We start from the raw sequence: 17,481 nt of genomic DNA on the forward strand, positions 1-17,481 counted from the left end.
ATTATCTCCTGTCAGAACGTGCAGTCCAATTCCGCCGATCAATCAGAGAGCGTAAATCCCTCGCGTCGGGGTCTCTGGAAAATCGGGTGTTTATAAGCGAGACAGGAGCCTGTGAAACGCGCTCCAACTCCTCGACGAACTTAATCGTGTCAGAATCAAGCTGCTCGAACCTGCGCGCGTTGCTGTTGGATGACTTCAAATAATCTGCAAATGTCAGGACGATATCCGTCGGAGCGTTCAGGGCGCATGCTTTTCGGAATTGATCCCATTCGAACCATCCGACCCGCCGGCTGCGCTTGGTGGTGGAGGTTTTCTCTGCGGCGTTCAACGCTTGGGCTTCAAGGCCTGCGAACGCTGCGATGTCATCAAAGGTTGTCGCATGTTTGAGCGTCCCGGAGGTGTGGCCATCTTCACCATCGGGGTCGCCTACACGAATAGGCATGGGACGAATGACCATCAGGATTTTTCGGATCCTACTGGGCGATATCCCAGCCTCGGCTAGGCATCCCGCAACGTTCGTGTCCCTCGAAGTCACGTAAGGATAATCTCCGTGGAAAATACTCAGCCCGCTACCCTGAGTTCCCTCCAGCAAAATGGAATGGCCGCTGCGGTAGGCCTCTTCCAATCGGTCTGACGTGCAGCCGTGATAGTTCCCAGGAGTGCCGACGTACGGACGAAGCTCATCAACATCTCGTGCTAGCCGGATATCTTTACCCCTGCTCAAGATACGCCGAGCCGTAGCTGCTCCGCTTCCGCTCCCTGTTGATGCAATGGTTGAGACCAGATGCCCGCCTCTCTCTGTCCCAATATCTTCCTCTTCAATGATGGTGGCCTGTGGATCAATGAAAAGTCGATCTTTGCCGATACCGCACTCCTCGATTTCCTTCAAAAGTCCTGGCAAATGAATCGTCATTCCAGGGCCGAGAAGCAGCCGAGCCGTCACGTCCCGCGACCCAGAAGGCAGATGGTGGTAAATGTAAGGGCCGGCAGAGCTGGCTACCGTATGTCCGGCATTAGGCCCACCGACGCGAATCATTACGTCGTACTCACGCGCGAGGTAAGAGACGATGTTGCCCTTTCCCTCGCTTCCATACTGTCCGCCAATCAGCACATCCACACATCTGATTTCAGGCGGTGTGTACAAATGCAATCGGGCGGCAACCCGCACGAGAGTGTCATTTGAGTCCGAGCGTTCGGTGTAGACACGAACATCGGCATCATCCTTGAGCGCCTGGATCTCGGTCTGATCCTTAAGCGGATTAACCTCGTCATATGGCAAGGGATTGACTTGTCCCTCTACTCGCTCTGCATAACGTCCTTGTAGCGTAGGGTCGCTTGCGTATAGGTGTACATGCACCAGGTTTGCACCGAAGACCTGTCGAAAATGCAGTACTTGCGCAAGCGTATTTAGGTGATCCACCACTAACGGTCGGCCATCCTCTGCCTGTTCGCATACTGCCTGAGTTTCCCGGAGCATCCACTGGTCAACGTCTTTCGCTTCGTGACGGCGATCTGGCATGTCGGGTTGCGCCGTGCGAAGGCGCCACTCGGGATCATCAATGGCTCGACGATCGTCAACCACGGCAAAGCCAAATTCCTTCATCAACAAGCTGGCCAATCCACTTTTGCCGCTACAGGTCTTGCCACTGATCACGACGATCTGCCGAGTTTCCATGTGCTACTCCTCCCAGATTCCCATTATTTGATCCGCAATTTGAAACGGGGTGTACGTGTGCGTATCGAGTACTTTGTCCGCAAGACCTGAAAGCGAACGGGCACTTTGCTCGTTGGGATGCAGCACGCTATTGTTATACTCGGTGGGACCGGTCGTGCTACGAGCAGCGTACCTCTGCTGCAGAACAGATTCGGGCGCAATCAAGTGCACGTGCCTCACTGCTCTGCCGAAACGAAGTCTGAACAATTCGACCTGCCGGGGCTTGCGGACGGCATCAAGCAGCCAGTTTTCGACGTCTGGCCGAGCTTGGATGGCTGGGTTTGCTACAGATTCTATGAGCCACGAAAAATCGGTGGCCTCGTCGAGAAAATCGCCAAGTTCTTGGAGGTTATGACGATCAAGTGGCTCACTCCGGGCAGCTAGGTACGCACGCAGAAAGGACCCACTGCGGATCGGAACAAATCCATGGAACTCTTGCAGGGCGGCGGAAACGGACGTCTTGCCGCTGGCCATCGGGCCACTCAGGAGAAGTAGTCGATTCATGTTTTGACGATCCCTGTCTTGCGAAACCAATGTAGCGATAAAGCGTAGCTTAGTTGGTGAATTTGGCCCGGATCTTCGTGGATCGAAGCCAGGTACCAAATGGCTTCACAACGAGGTGGGCGCTCTTTCGCGATTGTTAGATAGAGACGTTTTTATAAATTATGTTTAAGGGGTGTAACAATGAGTGACCAGGCTGTAATCGCGATCCGCTTCACCCTCTTCAAGCACAGTAGGGATTCTTTTCTTGCGGCGCTGGATGATGCCTCCATTCACCATTCCAACGTGATGCAGTTTTCAGGACAGCCGCAGGCTTCGGGTTTTACCGAGATGATCTCAGCGCTGAGCGATGCTATGCCTTGGAACGGCATTGCTAAAGTGATCATCTCTTGGGTCGAGGCTCGGAAAAGCCGCCGCGTAATGGTCCAAGTGAAAGAAGGCTCGGTTGTCATTGAAGCCAATGGATACAGCGCGAAGGATGTGGAGCGCTTATTGAAAGCATGCGCGAGCGTAACCGTCATCGATACGCTGCCGGCGGATGCAGAAACTAAAGCCCTTGAATCAGATACTGACGACTAACCCCGGCCTGTACGAATACCCATCCATCCTCAGCAAACACGGATCTAAACTAGGTTTCTTGCGTCATTTCTCAAGGACGACCGACATGCCTAATAACTCAGACTGCCAGATCGCCACGGCCGATGCTTTGACATTGCTGCTGCACAATCAACACGCTTTGGGTGCGGCGATAGAAGAAATAACCAAGTGGCTTTCAGAAAATGGGGTAGACAATGTCGCCGCTCATGCCATATCAGCGATGGAAACGTTGGACAAAAATGCTCAAGCCATCACAGCTTCCATTATGAAGATACGCCAGTCCTAGATCACTCGGTGAAGCACTCCTCTCAATATGTAGACACAAACGACCAACAGCTTTGAGCTGAATAACCCTCAGGTCGTGAGCCTGCGAGCTACGTCCAGACCAAGGTAGCGGTCTGCCGTCACTTAACGTCACTCAAGCCGTACTTTTCAGCTTGAGGCTTTGAGATAACTTTGAGATAACTTTGAGGGGAGGCCTGCCCGGTTTTGGTATGGGCACCACTCCCGCATCACAGCTAGCCTAGTGTTACGCATCCGCATTACTTCTCATCTTATTTCGGATACTAAAAAACTTTTGATCAACATGGAGCTTGTACTCAATGGTGAAAAGATCCGTACTCATGGAGCGCCCTCCAATAGTCCACAGAGGAAAGATTGCGGTCGTTGAATAAAATTCAAAGCATTTCTCTATCAGGTTGTTTCAATGAATTTATCTATGCGGAGATGATTCAACGACTAAACGCTCGCTTGCCAGGGCCCTCCCGCGCAGATTTCCGCGGCGAGTTCCGTAACCGAAATTCTCAGGCTGAATTTAGCGATGAGGGGTTAACTTACGCGGAAGAAAATCGCGTTGGCCCAAGAAGCCTGGAACAACGCGTGCAGCCGGGCTGATCTACCCGTTAGGCATACCTAAAGCAATTTACGCTGCATTTAGCTGCATACGCCATAAGTACTGAAGGAAGCATTCGGTCAGATCAGACCCTTAGGAGCGAGTTGAGCGCCTGCCAGAAGCTGCATAATTCGGTCTACAGCGACCTAAAGCGGGGCGCCGAACCCATGCCTACAAAGTGCCAGAAGCCTTAACGCAAGGTGTAACCGCCATCTACTACCCAGTCCTGTCCAAACACACTCCGTGCGCCTTGGCTCAGTTGGAAAAGTATGACATCCGCTATGGCACCTGGCTCTAAAAACTCCCCAGGTAACAAGCGTTGCTTAACCGTGCTGGCGACGGTTCCGAGTGCGTCATCATCGAGACCAAGTGTGCTCCAGATCGGCGTGGCCGTAGGCCCTGGAGAAACCATGTTAAGGCGTACGCCTTGGGGAGCGAGTTCGACCGCAAGTGTGCGAACCTGCGCCCTCAATGCGGCCTTGGAAGCAATGTAGGCTGCAAGGCCAGGAAAAGTACTCAGACGCAAAAATGTGCCGACAAATACCACTGAAACCTTATCCGCAAGTTGGCTGCGCAAGCTGCTCAACGTATTGAGTGCGCCCGCACCATTGACTGCCCACTGCCGATCAAATGCCGGAATGTCCAGCCCATCTGCCAACTGTGCAATGCCAGCATTTGGTACCAGAAAATGAACTGGACCGATTTCCGCTGCCATCTGCAAGCCTGACTTGATCGTGCGCGAGGGTTACGTCACCGTCCAGCAAAAACAGGTTGTCACTGAACTGCTCAACCAAAGCATTGAGGCTGCCGGTATTGCGAGCCATCGCCAGCACCTGCGCGCCGTTTTCAAGCAGGCGCTGAGTAACGGCCAGTCCGATACCGGAACTAGCGCCAGTGACTACAGCGAGGCGGTGCTTGAATTCGTTGCTCATTGATATCTCCATGGGTCTGAAAAATTCAGGGGAGATGTCAATCAGAAAACGTGCCAAATAATAAAATCAATGAATTCAGGCATTTGACGCTGATGGAGTCATTATGACAACTGCTTCGCGATAGTCGTAATGACTAGGCCGAGTCGTTTTGACCTTCTTAGGCGCTAGACCTTCTTCACCCGACATGTGATCTGCAAACAGGGCTCCGAGCCCTACCAGACGTTTCTCAGTCGCCCACTAGGGTTCGTCGCCACGATTTGGCGAGTAGGATTAAGCATATTCTATAAACTAGATATCAGATGGCTTTTTGTGCGTCTGCCTGACTGGCGCGCATAGGCGTTTTCATGTGAGGCCTAAGATCCGGGAACAGGCACGAAGGACAATTAGCGTTTGAAATTGACCTGGCAGACCCACGGCATTTACGCGTCGACTGGTCGTGACTCATGATCGCCGCCGTCCGTTTTCCGCCGCTTGATGACCTGGCTACAACCAGTTCGAGCCCCTACTCCCAATCCTATGATGGCAGCGCATTGAGCGAATAGCTTGGGTGGGAAACGTTCTCGCGTGTCTGGCTAGAGACTCTTGGAGCCCAGATGAGGCGTTTCGGAAACTACTCGCTGCCGATGGCTTATAGCCATTAATCGTGATGCATATGGATCCAAAGTATGTATATCATCTGCGCACAAAAAGTGCCGTGGAGGCTAATATGCAAGTTTTCATTTCTTATAGCTGGGACTCGGAGGAGCACAAGCAGTGGATCCAGCAGCTAGCGGAAGACCTCACGGACTTGATTCCCGATTTGAATGTTGAATATGACCAACGGGGCATGGACCATCGCGTGGACCGTAATCAGTACATGGAAGCCGCAATCTTCGAGAGCGACGCTGTACTGGTAATCGTGACAAAGAATTACACCGAGCGGGCAAACGCGCGTAAAGGGGGCGTCGGGCGTGAGACCGCAATGGCGGCAGAGTTGCATTGGATGGAGTCCTCAAGCAAGTCGAAAACCCGAATTCTTGCGATAAAAAGAGAAGCTGATGCAGAGATTCCTCGCTACCTGGTTGCTAGTCTCTACTTCGATTTCACATCAGAAGATGCGTACCTAGGTGCGTTAGTCGATCTTAAACATTCGATTGAATCGATTGGTAATCGCTCGGAAGATCAGCAATCCATTTCCAAGTCCGCATCACCCGAGGGTGGCACTAACGAAGCTGACAGTTTCTCTTTTACCAGAACTGACGATCTGCTTGCTGGCTTTTACAAAGTCCGTATGCCATTGTGGCGAGTACAGGACTTTTCGGGACAGCGCCGAGTGAAGTACGAATTGTGGAGGGTAGATACCCCGCATCCACAACTGCTGTTGGTGCTAACGCAAAATATCAATATTCGACAAACACTAGAAGACTTCGTCTCCAAAATACGTGATCTTCCTACGGAAGTCCGGAGCTTTCGCGAACTGACCATTCTCCGCCCATCTCCTGGCAAGGTAGGATACGTGGGTGAGCAGCTTGAAGACTTGGGTCATAGTATCAGCGTAACCGAACTGACATTCAAAAGTTACTTAGGCCGTTTTTGCGTAGACGCCGATTCCTTACAGCTTTCAGTTCCTTTCAGAGAACCATTTTATATCGATCAGACGCTATATCGGGTGGACGGGCATGATCCAGAAACTCTGGGTCCGGCGCTGGTCCACCTCAACGGCACCGTAAGCAGGGCAGATAGCCCCCCCCTCTCTTTACTCGTAGCGTCCGGCGGGGCAGGCAAAACTACGCTTCTGAGAAGCCTTTCAGCTGCAATCAATGAATCGAAGCACTCAAGGGTCATGCTAATTGAGGCAGACACTCTTAAAAAACTGCCGAGGGACCAGCTACGGCGTTCGCACGTGTCCTCACTGTTCGATCTATGTGAATTACACTCAATGGCTTTGACTGCTGCTGGCGCCACGCCTATCAGGGTGCCGTCAAATCGCAACGTATTTGACCTCCTGCTCATCAGCGGGAGCCTCTTGATTCTCATTGATGGTATCGACGAGCTGTTGAGTATGATGTCCTCAAGCTTTGAGCTTGTACCTTTTGTAGAGTCCATTAAAGCACTGAATGCTGAGCTAGGACAAACGCGGGTATTCCTGGCAGGACGAGAGGATACAGTTGGCACTACAGTCGCCTCTCTTCGTCGCCATGGAGTGCCTATTTACAATTTAAAAGGTTTCACATCGGACGAGGTCGCCCAATATGTCCAGAAGCGGTTCTATAGGCGACAGAAGGAAGAGCGACAAGCAATTGTTATAAGAATTCAAGAAACTCTACGAGCTGTCTCTACAGCGATGGATGATGAAACAGTACTTCCATTCTTCGTTGATGCCTTGTGTGAGCTAGAAGAGGAAGCCATCAGCACAGGCGTTAAGCTGAAATTCGAAGGCGCGATCAAGGACAGAATGGCCGAAGCCGGATATCCCCATAATGTGCGAGCAGTCGACTTGCTTGTGTTCGCCATCATTGATCGTGAACGTGAACGACAAGACTGGAAGCCACCTGTAGTTCGCCTAGTTGACGTTTTGAAAGAGTTTTCGAGTGTCTATTTTGGCACTGCACAAATCGCAGAATTCTCAGTAGTAGTGGAAACCTATCTTGCAGCGAGCGCCACCAGTTCGGCTGTGACTGATATCTTTTGTAAAAACCCTTTGCTATTAGTCACAAACGAGGTGGTAGCATATCGCTACGATTTCCTGCAGTCCTATTTTCTGGGCCTTTGGCTTATTGAAAAGCTAGAAGATCATTCAATTTCTTCCGAGCTTTTTATCAAACATTTTTCGCGCTTGGCCACCGGCCAGGGAGCTGTTTTTGAAGAGTTGAGTCGTTTCTACGTTTCAAAGCCTCGCAAAGAAGTACAGAATTTGCTCACAGACGCTTATTCGCATTTTAAAGCCATTGCCCTCAACGTAAACAGCGATGCGGGGGCAGCAGACTCAGCACGGGCAGTATGTAGTTGCCTGCTTCATCTATTTGCCGCGACAGCAGGAAAGGGTTTGAACCGAGCGGAATTCAGCACAGCCATATTTTCCGTAGTTGGTGAAGAAACAACTGGTGAAAGAAGGCTTACCAAGGGACTATTCATTTCGGGAGATTTCCCACTCCTTCATTTTATCGATAGAGAGTTCTGGAATTGCAAATTGAATGGATACGATTCTTTTCCGAAGTGTCGCTTCAGTAATACAAAATTCTATTATTCTACTTTTATTGCCATCCACGCCGAAAACTGCTCGCCTACAATGAGTTCAGAAGTATTCGATTTAGACAGCTGCGATCTAGGTGAGATGACAACCTCGTTGATAATCAACGGAGACAATGTGGGCGCGTTGTTAACTCTTGAGGAGATCAAGAGATTCTTCAGCTATTTTTTTGTAGGCGGTGGGTTTGCCAGCAAACTTCCTGACGAACTGTATCAGTTTCCAAAACTGAGTATGACTAAAGAATTTCTGGGGACACTTCTGCAAGCTGGCGTTTTATTGGAAAACAAATCGAAAGCGCAAATGCGCTATGAGGTAAATCCAATATTCATGCGGCCAGTGCAAAAGCTCGTAAATGAAAACAACGTACATAGGCAATTCCGAGAATTATTCAAGGATTTCCTGGGTCGTTAGATCACTGTCAAAAACTTTAGAAAATGACGCTAGGGACAGCGTCATTTGGCAAAAGGATGAAGGGACGCTACACTTCAGCTTCGCCAGCTTGGACAGAAAATTCTATAGTTAACCCTAGTGTGGTTGTGGTAGCCCGTCCGGAGCTACCCAGGCTGCTCAATATTGAACGCGCCCGCACCATTGACTGCCCACTGCCGATCAAATGCCCGAATATCCAGCCCATTTACCAACTGTGCGATGCCAGCATTTGGTACCAGAAAATGAACTGGACCGATTTTCGCTAGCCACTCTGCAAGCCTGATTTGATCGTCTGCGAGGGTTACAGCACCGTCCAGCAAAAATATGTTGTCACTGAACTGCTCAACAATGCATCGAGTCCGCCTGTATTGCGAGGCATCGCCAGCACCTGCGCGCCGTTTCAGGCAGGCGCTGAGTAACGGCCAGTCCGTTACGGGAACTAGCGCCAGAGACTACAGCGAAACGGTGCTTGAATTCGTTTCTCATTGATATCTCCATGGGTTTGAGAAATTCAGGGGCAATGACCTAATCAGAAAACGTGCCATACAGTAAAATCAGATATTAACTTTCTTCACCCAAGGTATAACCTGCAACCAGGGCTCCGAGCCCTTACCAGACGTTTTTCTATTGCCCTCTAGGGGGCTCGTCGCCACGAATTGGCGAGTGGGAGTCGGCATATTCTATAAACTAAATAACTGATGGCTTTGTGCGTCTGCCTGATTAGCGCGCAAAGGCGCTTTCATGTGAAGCCTAGTATCCGGCAACAGGCATGAAGGACAATTACCGTCTGGAATTGACCTAGCAGATCCCACGTCATTTTTTTTGTCGGCTGTCGGTCGCCGACCTGACGTCGCGAACAGTGCCTCCCATTTTACGATTTCTGAGGCCATCGAGCAGACTGAGATGAGTGACATCTCTGATTGCGAAATTGCACCCTACTTGACCACCCATTTGCATTAGTGCTTACCAGCTGTTTGCGTATGACTTGACCAGTTGAGCTTCTAACCGTAACCGACCAACAATGGCAATGAGCCGTATTTCCCTTTGCTCCGCAAACGTTGAATTGGCCCACGGCGACTCTGCTGATTCGCGCCTCATCCGTGGTAATCGGCACCGGCGACAGCACGCAGATAGGCTTGATCGGCCTCGATTCGCAGCTCACGCCATTCCTGCCACGTCACGACACCTATTCGGTCCATTTCATCGGCCTGGCGAAGAAGTTCGTCATGGTAGGCATCGGGACAGTCCATTCGTAGCAAGCAATCATCCAATGTTCGGTGCCAAAGATCGTAGGCGCGAAGCGTGGCTTCCCGGTCGGTAGAGAAAAGGCTTTTGCATGTATTCATGGCGATGAACTCTTCGACATGGTTTTCCAGTTGAACCCGCTAATTTAAAGACAGTTCAGGGAAGCCGACCAGGGGGAAGATAAAGCGCCATGGAGGGACGATTTTAATGGCGAGAGGTGCGATAACAGAAAAAGCAGAACAGATCATTTTTTTGGAATTTTTGAGCAGCGAATTGCTCCTTTGCATATGAGCAAAAAGGAGGGCCTCATGAGTCGCACTGATCTGTACGTCATTGAATACCAGCTTCATGGGAAGCCGAAATCGTTCGTTATTCGCTCGCCAAAAATGCGGAACGCGGATGCTTGGCATTGGGCTTGTTGCGATGCGGACCTGGCGCCTATTCCCAAACCAGGGAAGGCACCGCTCAAGGTGTTCAGCAAGCCTATGGCTGAAAGATTCGGCGTGACGAATGTGAGATGGCGGGAGACCACCAAAATTGATTGGACGGAGGCCGTTACAACATGACTCAGGAAACGACGCCGCCTGTGGTTTCGCAGGGCGATGATGAACTGACTCGTAATGCTGCTCTCTTTTTCGAAGCGGATCGGCTGGAGGCGTATGCCTACAGAGTTCTTGAGGGCGATTCGACGAGTGCGGTTTCCTGGGAGCGTTTTACTGAAGCTAAAGCTCTGGCCGATGCTAAACGTACCGAAGCGCAGCAGGATCTGCTGCGCATTCGCGGGCAACTTATAAACTCCCCATTACCCTGAACAGTCGCATGGTGATTTGGTAGCTAACCGAGCGGTTTTGTGAGCTAGAAGAGCACCAACCAGAATCCGAGCACGATCTGAAACGTTGCGAAAATCCAAGGGGTGCGCACAGAAAAAAATAGCGCCTTGCGATAGCCCTTGTGGGTGGATTCTCGCTCGCAGAACAGCGGAGATTTATCATGGGCCATGCCCATTAACCGCTCGCTAGAAGGTACCGCAGGGAAATGTAACAAAGAATTTCAGAGCACTGGAGTGGTCGAAGAGTCACCTACCACAAGTATTCGGCGTCATGAAATTTGCAGAATTTTGCCAAGCACTCTCTAACTGGGCCGGCAGCTCAAAAACCTTCCTGACGGCTATTCTTCTGATTGTCGCTTGGGCGTTAACCGGGCCGTACTTTCACTACAACGACACGTGGCAACTGATCATCAATACGTCGACCACAATCATCACCTTCCTGATGATGTTTCTCATTCAGAACACACAGAACAGGGACAATGACATCTTGCACCTCAAGCTCGATGAGCTGATCCGGGCAACCAACGACGCGCAGAACGCCTTCCTCTCATTGGATCATCTGGATACCAAGGAGCTGCGCGAATTACGCAAGCATTACAGTAAGTTGGGGGATAATGAGGAGGTGCAACTGCACTCTACGGATACGGGATCCGTCGCAGAGATGGATGTCGAAGAGCACGCGGCAGCGCGGATGTCCTAAAAGACGTGTTGAGGGCTTTAGAATGGCTCAAGCCCTCAGCACTAACGAAGCCTCACCGGGCGGCAGAAATACCCACCAGGCCTTTTTTCTTGTTTGCGTCAAGGTCGTACCGAAGCTCAGCAATCAACTCTGAGATGGCTCGCGGACTGACCAATGTATGCGTCGAGATGCCGGTGACAAGCAGATCCACACTACCCGTCGCTGGATCAGTGACGCGTACCTGAAGCGAATTTCCAGGCATCAAAGTACATTGGCACTCCAGTGGTCGAAAACTCTCCTCTATGATCCGGCGCAGCTCCAGGGTTGAAATCATCTTAAGTCCTCCTGTGTTGTCTCCCGAGAGCAAGACACGTGAATGCTTTAACTGTGGCTAAGAACGAATCTTCTTCAGATCACTACGTTCAAGACGATACATTTCTGGCGACAAAAAAATGTCTTTCAAGGCAGGAATAATTGACTGGTTCACATTTTTTTCAAAATTAGGGGGTTGGTAAGACCCACCTCCGAAGGACTAAGGTGAACTTCATTGGCCGGAAGTAAAGTCATCCGTTATCAAGGATTTTAGATCAAAACAAAAGAAAGCCTTGGGCGATGACATACCAGCGTTATGAAACCGACGGCGGAACACTGGGCAAGTGTAGGGCCTAGTACGCAGTACGGGGAGGATGCTCTCCTTCTTGCACAAAGATTCCTTGGTCAAGGAAAACAGCAGCGCAATGGTGCGCCGGCATTGCCGGGGGCATGGGGACTTAGGAGAGGCGATTTCTCTAATCGCATTGAATAAAAAGGAGGCCATTTGCTGACCTCCCCGGCTGAAACAGCTGGTCAGGTCCTATGCAAACATCTGGTCAAGTCAATGCAATTACCCATCTGATTCCGGAGAGGAACACCGGTAAGCAGTCATACAGCCACCAATGGCCTCTTTCCGGCATCGCCGGCTCCTCTCGGGCGGACTTGAGACTAAACTGACTCGGATGATGGAGCAGAGCCATGAAAGCTAAAAAGCGACGAGCTAAGATCAATACGACGAACCGAGGCCTCGCCCTCGAAAAGCGCCTATCTTCAGGCTCTCCCATTCCGCACACTGCAAAGCTTGATCTCTCTACGTTGTTGGCCGAAACGCCAGAGCAATGTATCGACCGAAGCTGGGAAAATTTACCATCAGTGGGTCGGGAGATTCGGTAACTCCATCGTTTTTGCGTCAGTTCCTCAGTTGCACACCGGCACCTTAGGTTTCGGTAGGGACTAACAGCACCGGCTCTGCCGAAAGGACCCATTGGTAGAATGCGGTGAGAGCGAATGTCGACCAACCTGAGTTATCCACACGCTGGAATATGCTCAGTCTGCTAAATCCCTAGTAAGGTCCGGACCTCTCTCACCAACCTCTTGATCTCGTCTGCAGGCGGTGATTCAGGGGCAAAATTGACCACTGCGTTGAAATAGCAAAATCCTTCCCAGAACGTCCGGTCGGCGTTGTACCGCTCGATCTCGACTCGATGTGAATTGGTAAGGTGCACATTCAACAGTGGAATCTTGGTCGCCTTAACGATCTGAGAAATTCGGCTGTAGTGTTCATAAATTTCAAGGTCTTCAGCCCTCACTAGCTCGGCAAGCTTTTCGGCCCCAGACTGATCGGAGTCCTCACTTCCAATAAGGCTATATGCACTGTCACTCGGCGCTGACGGATTGAAATTTGTCATGAGACCGAAAACTTTTTCTGGGAAGCTTCCACCGTTCAGCTCAACGAATCGATCTCGAATTTTTTTCGCACTGTTAATCGAGGCGGCGCACATGCCGTCGAGTAGGATTACAACCAAAGTAGAGAGCAAAAATGTCTCGTCAGGCATCCGATTAAAGTCGACAAAAATGTAATCGTATTGGGGTAAAAGATCTTCCCATTTGTATTTTGAAGACCTCTTCGACTCCAAACGGCAGATATCGGAAGCGTACATGTGCTCAGGGTCACATTTTGCTATCACTTGGGGATCTAGGAAAACCCCATCCCTGGCAAGCTGCTCCTCTATATCTTTGACCTCGTACGGGTAAAGCCGAACGTCAACCTCGTCATAAAAGTCGACTCCAATTTCATCACGAAGTCGCTTCACACTCTCAGGTCTCTCCTCTTTAATGCAGCAGCGGAACACAATGTCATTGGTTACCACTGCCACCCGATAACCCTCATTTGTCAAAAGCGCTGCCGCCGCAATGGTGATGGGTGATTTTCCTACTCCACCTTTGTACGTTGTGAAGCTTACAACCTTGCAATCCTTGTAGATCAAACGGCCGTCATCAGATATCGGGGGATAGGCAAGCTCATGCTGCATGCAAAAATGGGCCAAGGTACTTTCCGATATATCACGATGTGAGGGCGCACCGTAAGGTGCTTCGTAACCTTTCCACGTTCGGTAACTAACTCGGACAGAGTTAGCCGCTTGCTGGGCCGTTAGGCCCAATCGTTTCCGAAGCTCCCGGAGTTGAGTCGGAGTGATAGCTGCGTCCATTGTGGCGTCTCCCAAATTTTTCTTAATATAGTCTGGAAATTTGAATAATGGCAGCGGGTGCGTTGCACCCCTTCAGAATGCGCAACCCGAAGTTGGTCTATAAAGCCATTCATGGCGTGCACTTCCAAATAAGCAAATATAACAATTAAAGCAAAAGAGTCAGACACTTAAAAGGAAGATCCGGATTATTGACGATAACATGCTATAGCGTTAAGCTAATCACAAATAACAAAAAAGGTGATAGCTAATGGAACACATAATTAAACATAGTTTTAACAGTAACCAATCACAATATAGTGATCAAGTAAAACGCGTGTTGGGCGGGCCTACAAAAATCATTTTTCAGAAAAAAGCCTATGAGCAATTTGGAAACGTTGTAAGTATTCTAAAAACCCCGATTAAATCGTCTATCAGATCAACCAGAATCGCAGCACGCACTGACACCGAAAAAGGTACTATTTATAGCTGGTTCCTCGCAACATCCGAAATCGAAGGGCAAGTATGCAATCTAGATATTCAGAATAATCACAGCATCGCAAACTTGAACGGTCAAGCCGTATTTTTCTACAGCACAAATAAAGAACCAGAGATAACTGAGAGCGGTGAGGATCAGCTTACTGCCGCTTTCTATCAATTCCACCATTGGATATGCTTCGAAATTGTTCTGCATTTAAGTCAAACGGGATATTTTTCGAGCCTACATAATACAGCTGAGATCCATTCAGTTGTTTTAATCAGGCCGCCCCTCTGCCTGTGACCAAAGGACACTCTAGAGAATATAAGCGCATAGCGTGGATATCCTTCCAACCCCGAGCTAACGGAAGCGCTAAACATCTAGGCCCGTGTCCGAACTGACGTGTTTTAACGCCCCATTAGTGTGTGACTATCAATCTTTTCCTCAGTGCAAAAGGCGCCGTTATGACGCTGAATCCAGGGATAATGCGAACGCGATTACCTGTTGGCTGGGCTTGGTGTGACCACTCCGAGCGCAGATAATAGGCAACCGTAACAGCGTCTACAACTGACACTAGCTGTGCAGCGCAGCAGCCAGTGGCTCGGCCGCATGCGTCGTGGTAGCCTATCTGAGACTTGCACTTACCAATAAAAATTCAGGGCCGTATTTTTACATGAACGTTAAAGAGTGGATTATTTTTACCTTGGTTCCAGGCGCATTTGTAGGTGGTTATACTGCTAAAGAGTGGTGGATAGAGCACACCAACTCTGACATTCTGGTAAGAGGATCATATGTGCTGAAAGCAGATATTGATTCGAAATACATTTCTATCGATGAAGTTACAAAAAATTATTTATCTAAAGTACTGGCCGAAAAAACCTACGTTCCTATTGAAACGTATAACAAATTAGAAAGCCAACAACAAATACTTCTCAAGAAAGTGGCCGAGATCGAAAACGCGGTTACGAGCGACTCACGACTACTAGCAGAAAAAGAAGCCTGGAAAAGCACAAATCCAGAATTTTACATCGAGTTTGGTGCAGCCCAATACCATATTGATGGCACTGCAGTCCTCGTAGGCACAAGCTTTCAAGACGGCAAGGGCACATGGTATCGACTGGAAAAAGTTGGAGACTCCCGTGAGTGGAAATTCAGGCATAACGGCAAGTTATTTAAGCTGATTGCAAAATACACAAAATCTAAAGATAGAATTTTTGTCGAGACTGTGTTGACGGATAAAATCTGATCACCTTTAAAGTCTTCGTAGCTCTGAGCGTTTTCAGCTGCGGCATTAGTGACAAATTGCACGCTTAAACCGCCAACTCAGTTAGATTTATTTAACATGGTTTAAGCGTTATTAATCCTCAAGCTGACAGAAAAGTAATTCAATCGTACAAAAAAAACACCATTCAAACCGCTACTATACGCAACCAAAGCACACACCAGAATACCCTCCCTAAATGTCATTATAGTTGTCAAATACTGTAGTCACGAACGCCCAATTCTTAAATCAATTAAACACCATTACAAAGTATATTCGAAGCGCCATCCTCCCGCCCCCTTGACTAGCGAAACTTATAATCTATCTTGACATGACTTATGAGGAGTAGCCATGAAAGATCCAGTATGTTTCCCTGTTAGCAATTATGACTTAGAGCGAAAAACGATCACCCGATCTGCCAGGCGCCTTATGAAAATCGCAGGCGGGGATATGAAGCTTTCAAAGGCTCGTGAGGTGATTGCGGCGATCTTGGGATACCGCGATTGCCACGACTTGAAACAGGTGGCGTCGACGAATGACAGTCCAGTTCTTCTGTTAGGAGATGATCGAAATTTTGCTCATCTGTTGTTGACCCGTAACATCCAAACACAGCTTAATGTGGCCGCGGAGCCTGCGTCAGAGTTGGTCAGCCTACTCGGGTTCTATTCCTACGGGGCTCTGAAGACAAGCACTATGCTTGCCGAGGGCGCAGAGCTAACGAATGTTCAGGATGAACGCCCTCCTCTCATACCCGTGATTTTTGGTATCACGCCTACCAGCAAAGTCTCAAACGCCGTGGTGACGATTAAACGTGCTCGTAGAGTCCCAGTGCGATAGGCCGCAATCCATCACGACCTGCGTTATCTGCCTGCCCAGCGAATGTGGAGCGCTCCCCCTCGCTGTGGTGGAGCGAAGGTCCGATGAGTGAAGGAACGGTTTACGCAGCCATGCGCGAATCCAAGGCAGTAGCCCTCACACGCGATCCTTACCTTCGAATCCTTCAGTCGCCCTCCACCCCTATCGACTCTTCGATAACGTGAGCGTCTACGATATCTGAGGCGATTTTCTTAAGCTTTTTTAGAGACAAATCCACCACCACCCATGCGTCGCAGTCTGGAAAAATTGGGTCTTGTTTAACATGCAGATCAATTATTCTTGCGCGCTCGGCTACCGCCGCTACAAACTCGAAGACATCATACAAGCATTCCGCGCGAAAACCGTATTTCGTCATTTACTTCTCCTGCCATATTTTGATTTTGAGCACATATAATTTTAATTAAACAATGAAACATCCAATGCGAAGGAGTTGCTCATTCGTTGGCCGGCAACAAGAGCAGATACTCCCACAGCTTTTTCCTCTGACGTCATCCATGCAACGGTGAGCCCGGAGCATCTACGGGCAAAATAAGTAACATACACCGCACATCCCAAGCCCCACCTCAAAAACCGTTACTTTTTAAAAGTCATTTATTTTCAATGCCTTAGATTGAATAACTGTTACCGCCTGTACTAAGCAACTGAGCTAATGTGCGCGCTTTATTCGCGCACGTATGGGACTTGATTATGAACTCCGTTTTTATTGTCGACGATCACCCCGTCATCCGCCTTGCTGTCCGGATGTTGCTGGAGCATGAGGGCTATAAAGTCGTGGGCGAAACCGATAATGGGGTCGATGCCATGCAGATGGTTCGTGAATGCATGCCCGACTTGATCATTCTCGACATCAGCATCCCCAAACTCGATGGGCTGGAAGTTCTCTCTCGCTTCAATGCAATGAGCACCCCGCTGAAAACCCTGGTGCTGACGGCGCAATGCCCAACGCTATTCGGCATTCGCTGCATGCAATCCGGCGCTTCGGGGTATGTGTGCAAACAGGAAGATCTCAGTGAATTGATGAGCGCCATCAAGGCCGTCCTGTCGGGCTACAACTACTTCCCGAGCCAGGCCTTGAACCCGGTGCGCCCGGATGATGTGCGCTACGCCGAACTTGAATTGTTCAAGTCCGTGAATGACCGGGAACTGATGGTGTTGCAACTTTTCGCTCAAGGGCGCACTAACAAGGAAATCGCCAAAGGCATGTTCCTGAGCAACAAGACTGTCAGCACTTATAAAAAACGACTCATGCAAAAACTCAAGGCCAAATCCCTGGTAGCGCTCATCGAGATGGCAAAACGTAACGCCTTAGTGTGAGAGACAG

17 protein-coding genes and 1 pseudogene are annotated in these 17,481 nt (G+C 49.6%); 11 read left to right on the forward strand and 7 right to left on the reverse strand.

What is annotated here, in order from left to right:
* Position 1 precedes the first annotated feature (1 nt).
* Both ACIOYV_RS11880 and ACIOYV_RS11885 read right to left on the reverse strand, forming a co-directional pair.
* Entirely contained in the window at positions 2 to 1,675 is a 1,674-nt protein-coding gene (locus ACIOYV_RS11880) for an adenylosuccinate synthetase (protein ID WP_401323886.1), read from the reverse strand.
* A 3-nt stretch (positions 1,676 to 1,678) separates the two neighbouring features.
* Positions 1,679 to 2,218, reverse strand: coding sequence for an AAA family ATPase (locus ACIOYV_RS11885; RefSeq protein ID WP_401323888.1), 540 nt, complete (start codon positions 2,216 to 2,218; stop codon positions 1,679 to 1,681).
* 180 nt (positions 2,219 to 2,398) lie between these two features.
* On the opposite strand from ACIOYV_RS11885, the gene ACIOYV_RS11890 reads away from it, so the two are divergent.
* From ACIOYV_RS11890 to ACIOYV_RS11900, 3 genes are all read left to right on the forward strand, one after another.
* Positions 2,399 to 2,794 carry a hypothetical protein gene (locus ACIOYV_RS11890; protein ID WP_401323889.1) on the forward strand — a complete coding sequence of 132 codons (396 nt, stop codon included), beginning with the start codon at positions 2,399 to 2,401 and terminating at the stop codon, positions 2,792 to 2,794.
* Between the two features lie 85 nt (positions 2,795 to 2,879).
* Positions 2,880 to 3,098, forward strand: a complete 219-nt coding sequence (locus ACIOYV_RS11895) for a hypothetical protein (protein ID WP_401323891.1) — start codon at positions 2,880 to 2,882, stop codon at positions 3,096 to 3,098.
* Positions 3,099 to 3,478: 380 nt separating this feature from the next.
* The gene (locus tag ACIOYV_RS11900; protein WP_401323893.1) at positions 3,479 to 3,706 is read left to right on the forward strand and encodes a hypothetical protein; all 228 of its coding nucleotides are present in this window, start codon (positions 3,479 to 3,481) and stop codon (positions 3,704 to 3,706) included.
* A gap of 188 nt (positions 3,707 to 3,894) precedes the next feature.
* Here ACIOYV_RS11900 and ACIOYV_RS11905 read toward each other — a convergent pair.
* Positions 3,895 to 4,636, reverse strand: a pseudogene (locus ACIOYV_RS11905) (SDR family NAD(P)-dependent oxidoreductase).
* Positions 4,637 to 5,342: 706 nt separating this feature from the next.
* Here ACIOYV_RS11905 and ACIOYV_RS11910 point away from each other — a divergent pair.
* Positions 5,343 to 8,276: a TIR domain-containing protein gene (locus ACIOYV_RS11910; RefSeq protein WP_401323894.1), complete on the forward strand. Its 2,934-nt coding sequence runs from the start codon at positions 5,343 to 5,345 to the stop codon at positions 8,274 to 8,276.
* A gap of 1,112 nt (positions 8,277 to 9,388) precedes the next feature.
* Here ACIOYV_RS11910 and ACIOYV_RS11915 read toward each other — a convergent pair.
* A complete protein-coding gene (locus ACIOYV_RS11915; RefSeq protein ID WP_401323896.1) occupies positions 9,389 to 9,640 on the reverse strand; it encodes a hypothetical protein in 252 nt (83 codons plus the stop codon).
* A 207-nt stretch (positions 9,641 to 9,847) separates the two neighbouring features.
* On the opposite strand from ACIOYV_RS11915, the gene ACIOYV_RS11920 reads away from it, so the two are divergent.
* The 3 genes from ACIOYV_RS11920 (at position 9,848) to ACIOYV_RS11930 (ending at position 11,068) form a co-directional block, all read left to right on the forward strand.
* Positions 9,848 to 10,105 carry a DUF6555 family protein gene (locus ACIOYV_RS11920; RefSeq protein WP_401323898.1) on the forward strand — a complete coding sequence of 86 codons (258 nt, stop codon included), beginning with the start codon at positions 9,848 to 9,850 and terminating at the stop codon, positions 10,103 to 10,105.
* Entirely contained in the window at positions 10,102 to 10,350 is a 249-nt protein-coding gene (locus tag ACIOYV_RS11925) for a hypothetical protein (protein ID WP_401323900.1), read from the forward strand. Before ACIOYV_RS11920 ends, ACIOYV_RS11925 begins: the two co-directional genes overlap by 4 nt.
* 289 nt (positions 10,351 to 10,639) lie before the next feature.
* A complete protein-coding gene (locus tag ACIOYV_RS11930; RefSeq protein WP_401323902.1) occupies positions 10,640 to 11,068 on the forward strand; it encodes a low affinity iron permease family protein in 429 nt (142 codons plus the stop codon).
* A 52-nt stretch (positions 11,069 to 11,120) separates the two neighbouring features.
* Here the strand turns inward: ACIOYV_RS11930 and ACIOYV_RS11935 are convergent, their stop codons facing one another.
* Together ACIOYV_RS11935 and ACIOYV_RS11940 are read right to left on the reverse strand one after the other, a co-directional pair.
* Positions 11,121 to 11,381, reverse strand: a complete 261-nt coding sequence (locus tag ACIOYV_RS11935) for a DUF1652 domain-containing protein (protein WP_401323904.1) — start codon at positions 11,379 to 11,381, stop codon at positions 11,121 to 11,123.
* A gap of 1,033 nt (positions 11,382 to 12,414) precedes the next feature.
* A complete protein-coding gene (locus tag ACIOYV_RS11940; protein WP_401323905.1) occupies positions 12,415 to 13,347 on the reverse strand; it encodes a hypothetical protein in 933 nt (310 codons plus the stop codon).
* A gap of 469 nt (positions 13,348 to 13,816) precedes the next feature.
* Here ACIOYV_RS11940 and ACIOYV_RS11945 point away from each other — a divergent pair, with 469 nt between their 5' ends.
* The 3 genes from ACIOYV_RS11945 (at position 13,817) to ACIOYV_RS11955 (ending at position 16,121) form a co-directional block, all read left to right on the forward strand.
* Positions 13,817 to 14,326 carry a hypothetical protein gene (locus ACIOYV_RS11945; protein ID WP_401323907.1) on the forward strand — a complete coding sequence of 170 codons (510 nt, stop codon included), beginning with the start codon at positions 13,817 to 13,819 and terminating at the stop codon, positions 14,324 to 14,326.
* A gap of 370 nt (positions 14,327 to 14,696) precedes the next feature.
* A complete protein-coding gene (locus ACIOYV_RS11950; RefSeq protein ID WP_401323908.1) occupies positions 14,697 to 15,269 on the forward strand; it encodes a hypothetical protein in 573 nt (190 codons plus the stop codon).
* A 366-nt stretch (positions 15,270 to 15,635) separates the two neighbouring features.
* Positions 15,636 to 16,121: a hypothetical protein gene (locus ACIOYV_RS11955; RefSeq protein WP_401323910.1), complete on the forward strand. Its 486-nt coding sequence runs from the start codon at positions 15,636 to 15,638 to the stop codon at positions 16,119 to 16,121.
* A gap of 163 nt (positions 16,122 to 16,284) precedes the next feature.
* Here the strand turns inward: ACIOYV_RS11955 and ACIOYV_RS11960 are convergent, their stop codons facing one another.
* Entirely contained in the window at positions 16,285 to 16,515 is a 231-nt protein-coding gene (locus tag ACIOYV_RS11960; RefSeq protein ID WP_401323912.1) for a hypothetical protein, read from the reverse strand.
* A 332-nt stretch (positions 16,516 to 16,847) separates the two neighbouring features.
* On the opposite strand from ACIOYV_RS11960, the gene ACIOYV_RS11965 reads away from it, so the two are divergent.
* Positions 16,848 to 17,474: a response regulator transcription factor gene (locus ACIOYV_RS11965; protein ID WP_054052066.1), complete on the forward strand. Its 627-nt coding sequence runs from the start codon at positions 16,848 to 16,850 to the stop codon at positions 17,472 to 17,474.
* Positions 17,475 to 17,481: the final 7 nt, after the last annotated feature.

Source organism: Pseudomonas sp. NPDC087342 (genome assembly GCF_044744265.1).
Classification (GTDB): domain Bacteria; phylum Pseudomonadota; class Gammaproteobacteria; order Pseudomonadales; family Pseudomonadaceae; genus Aquipseudomonas; species Aquipseudomonas nunensis.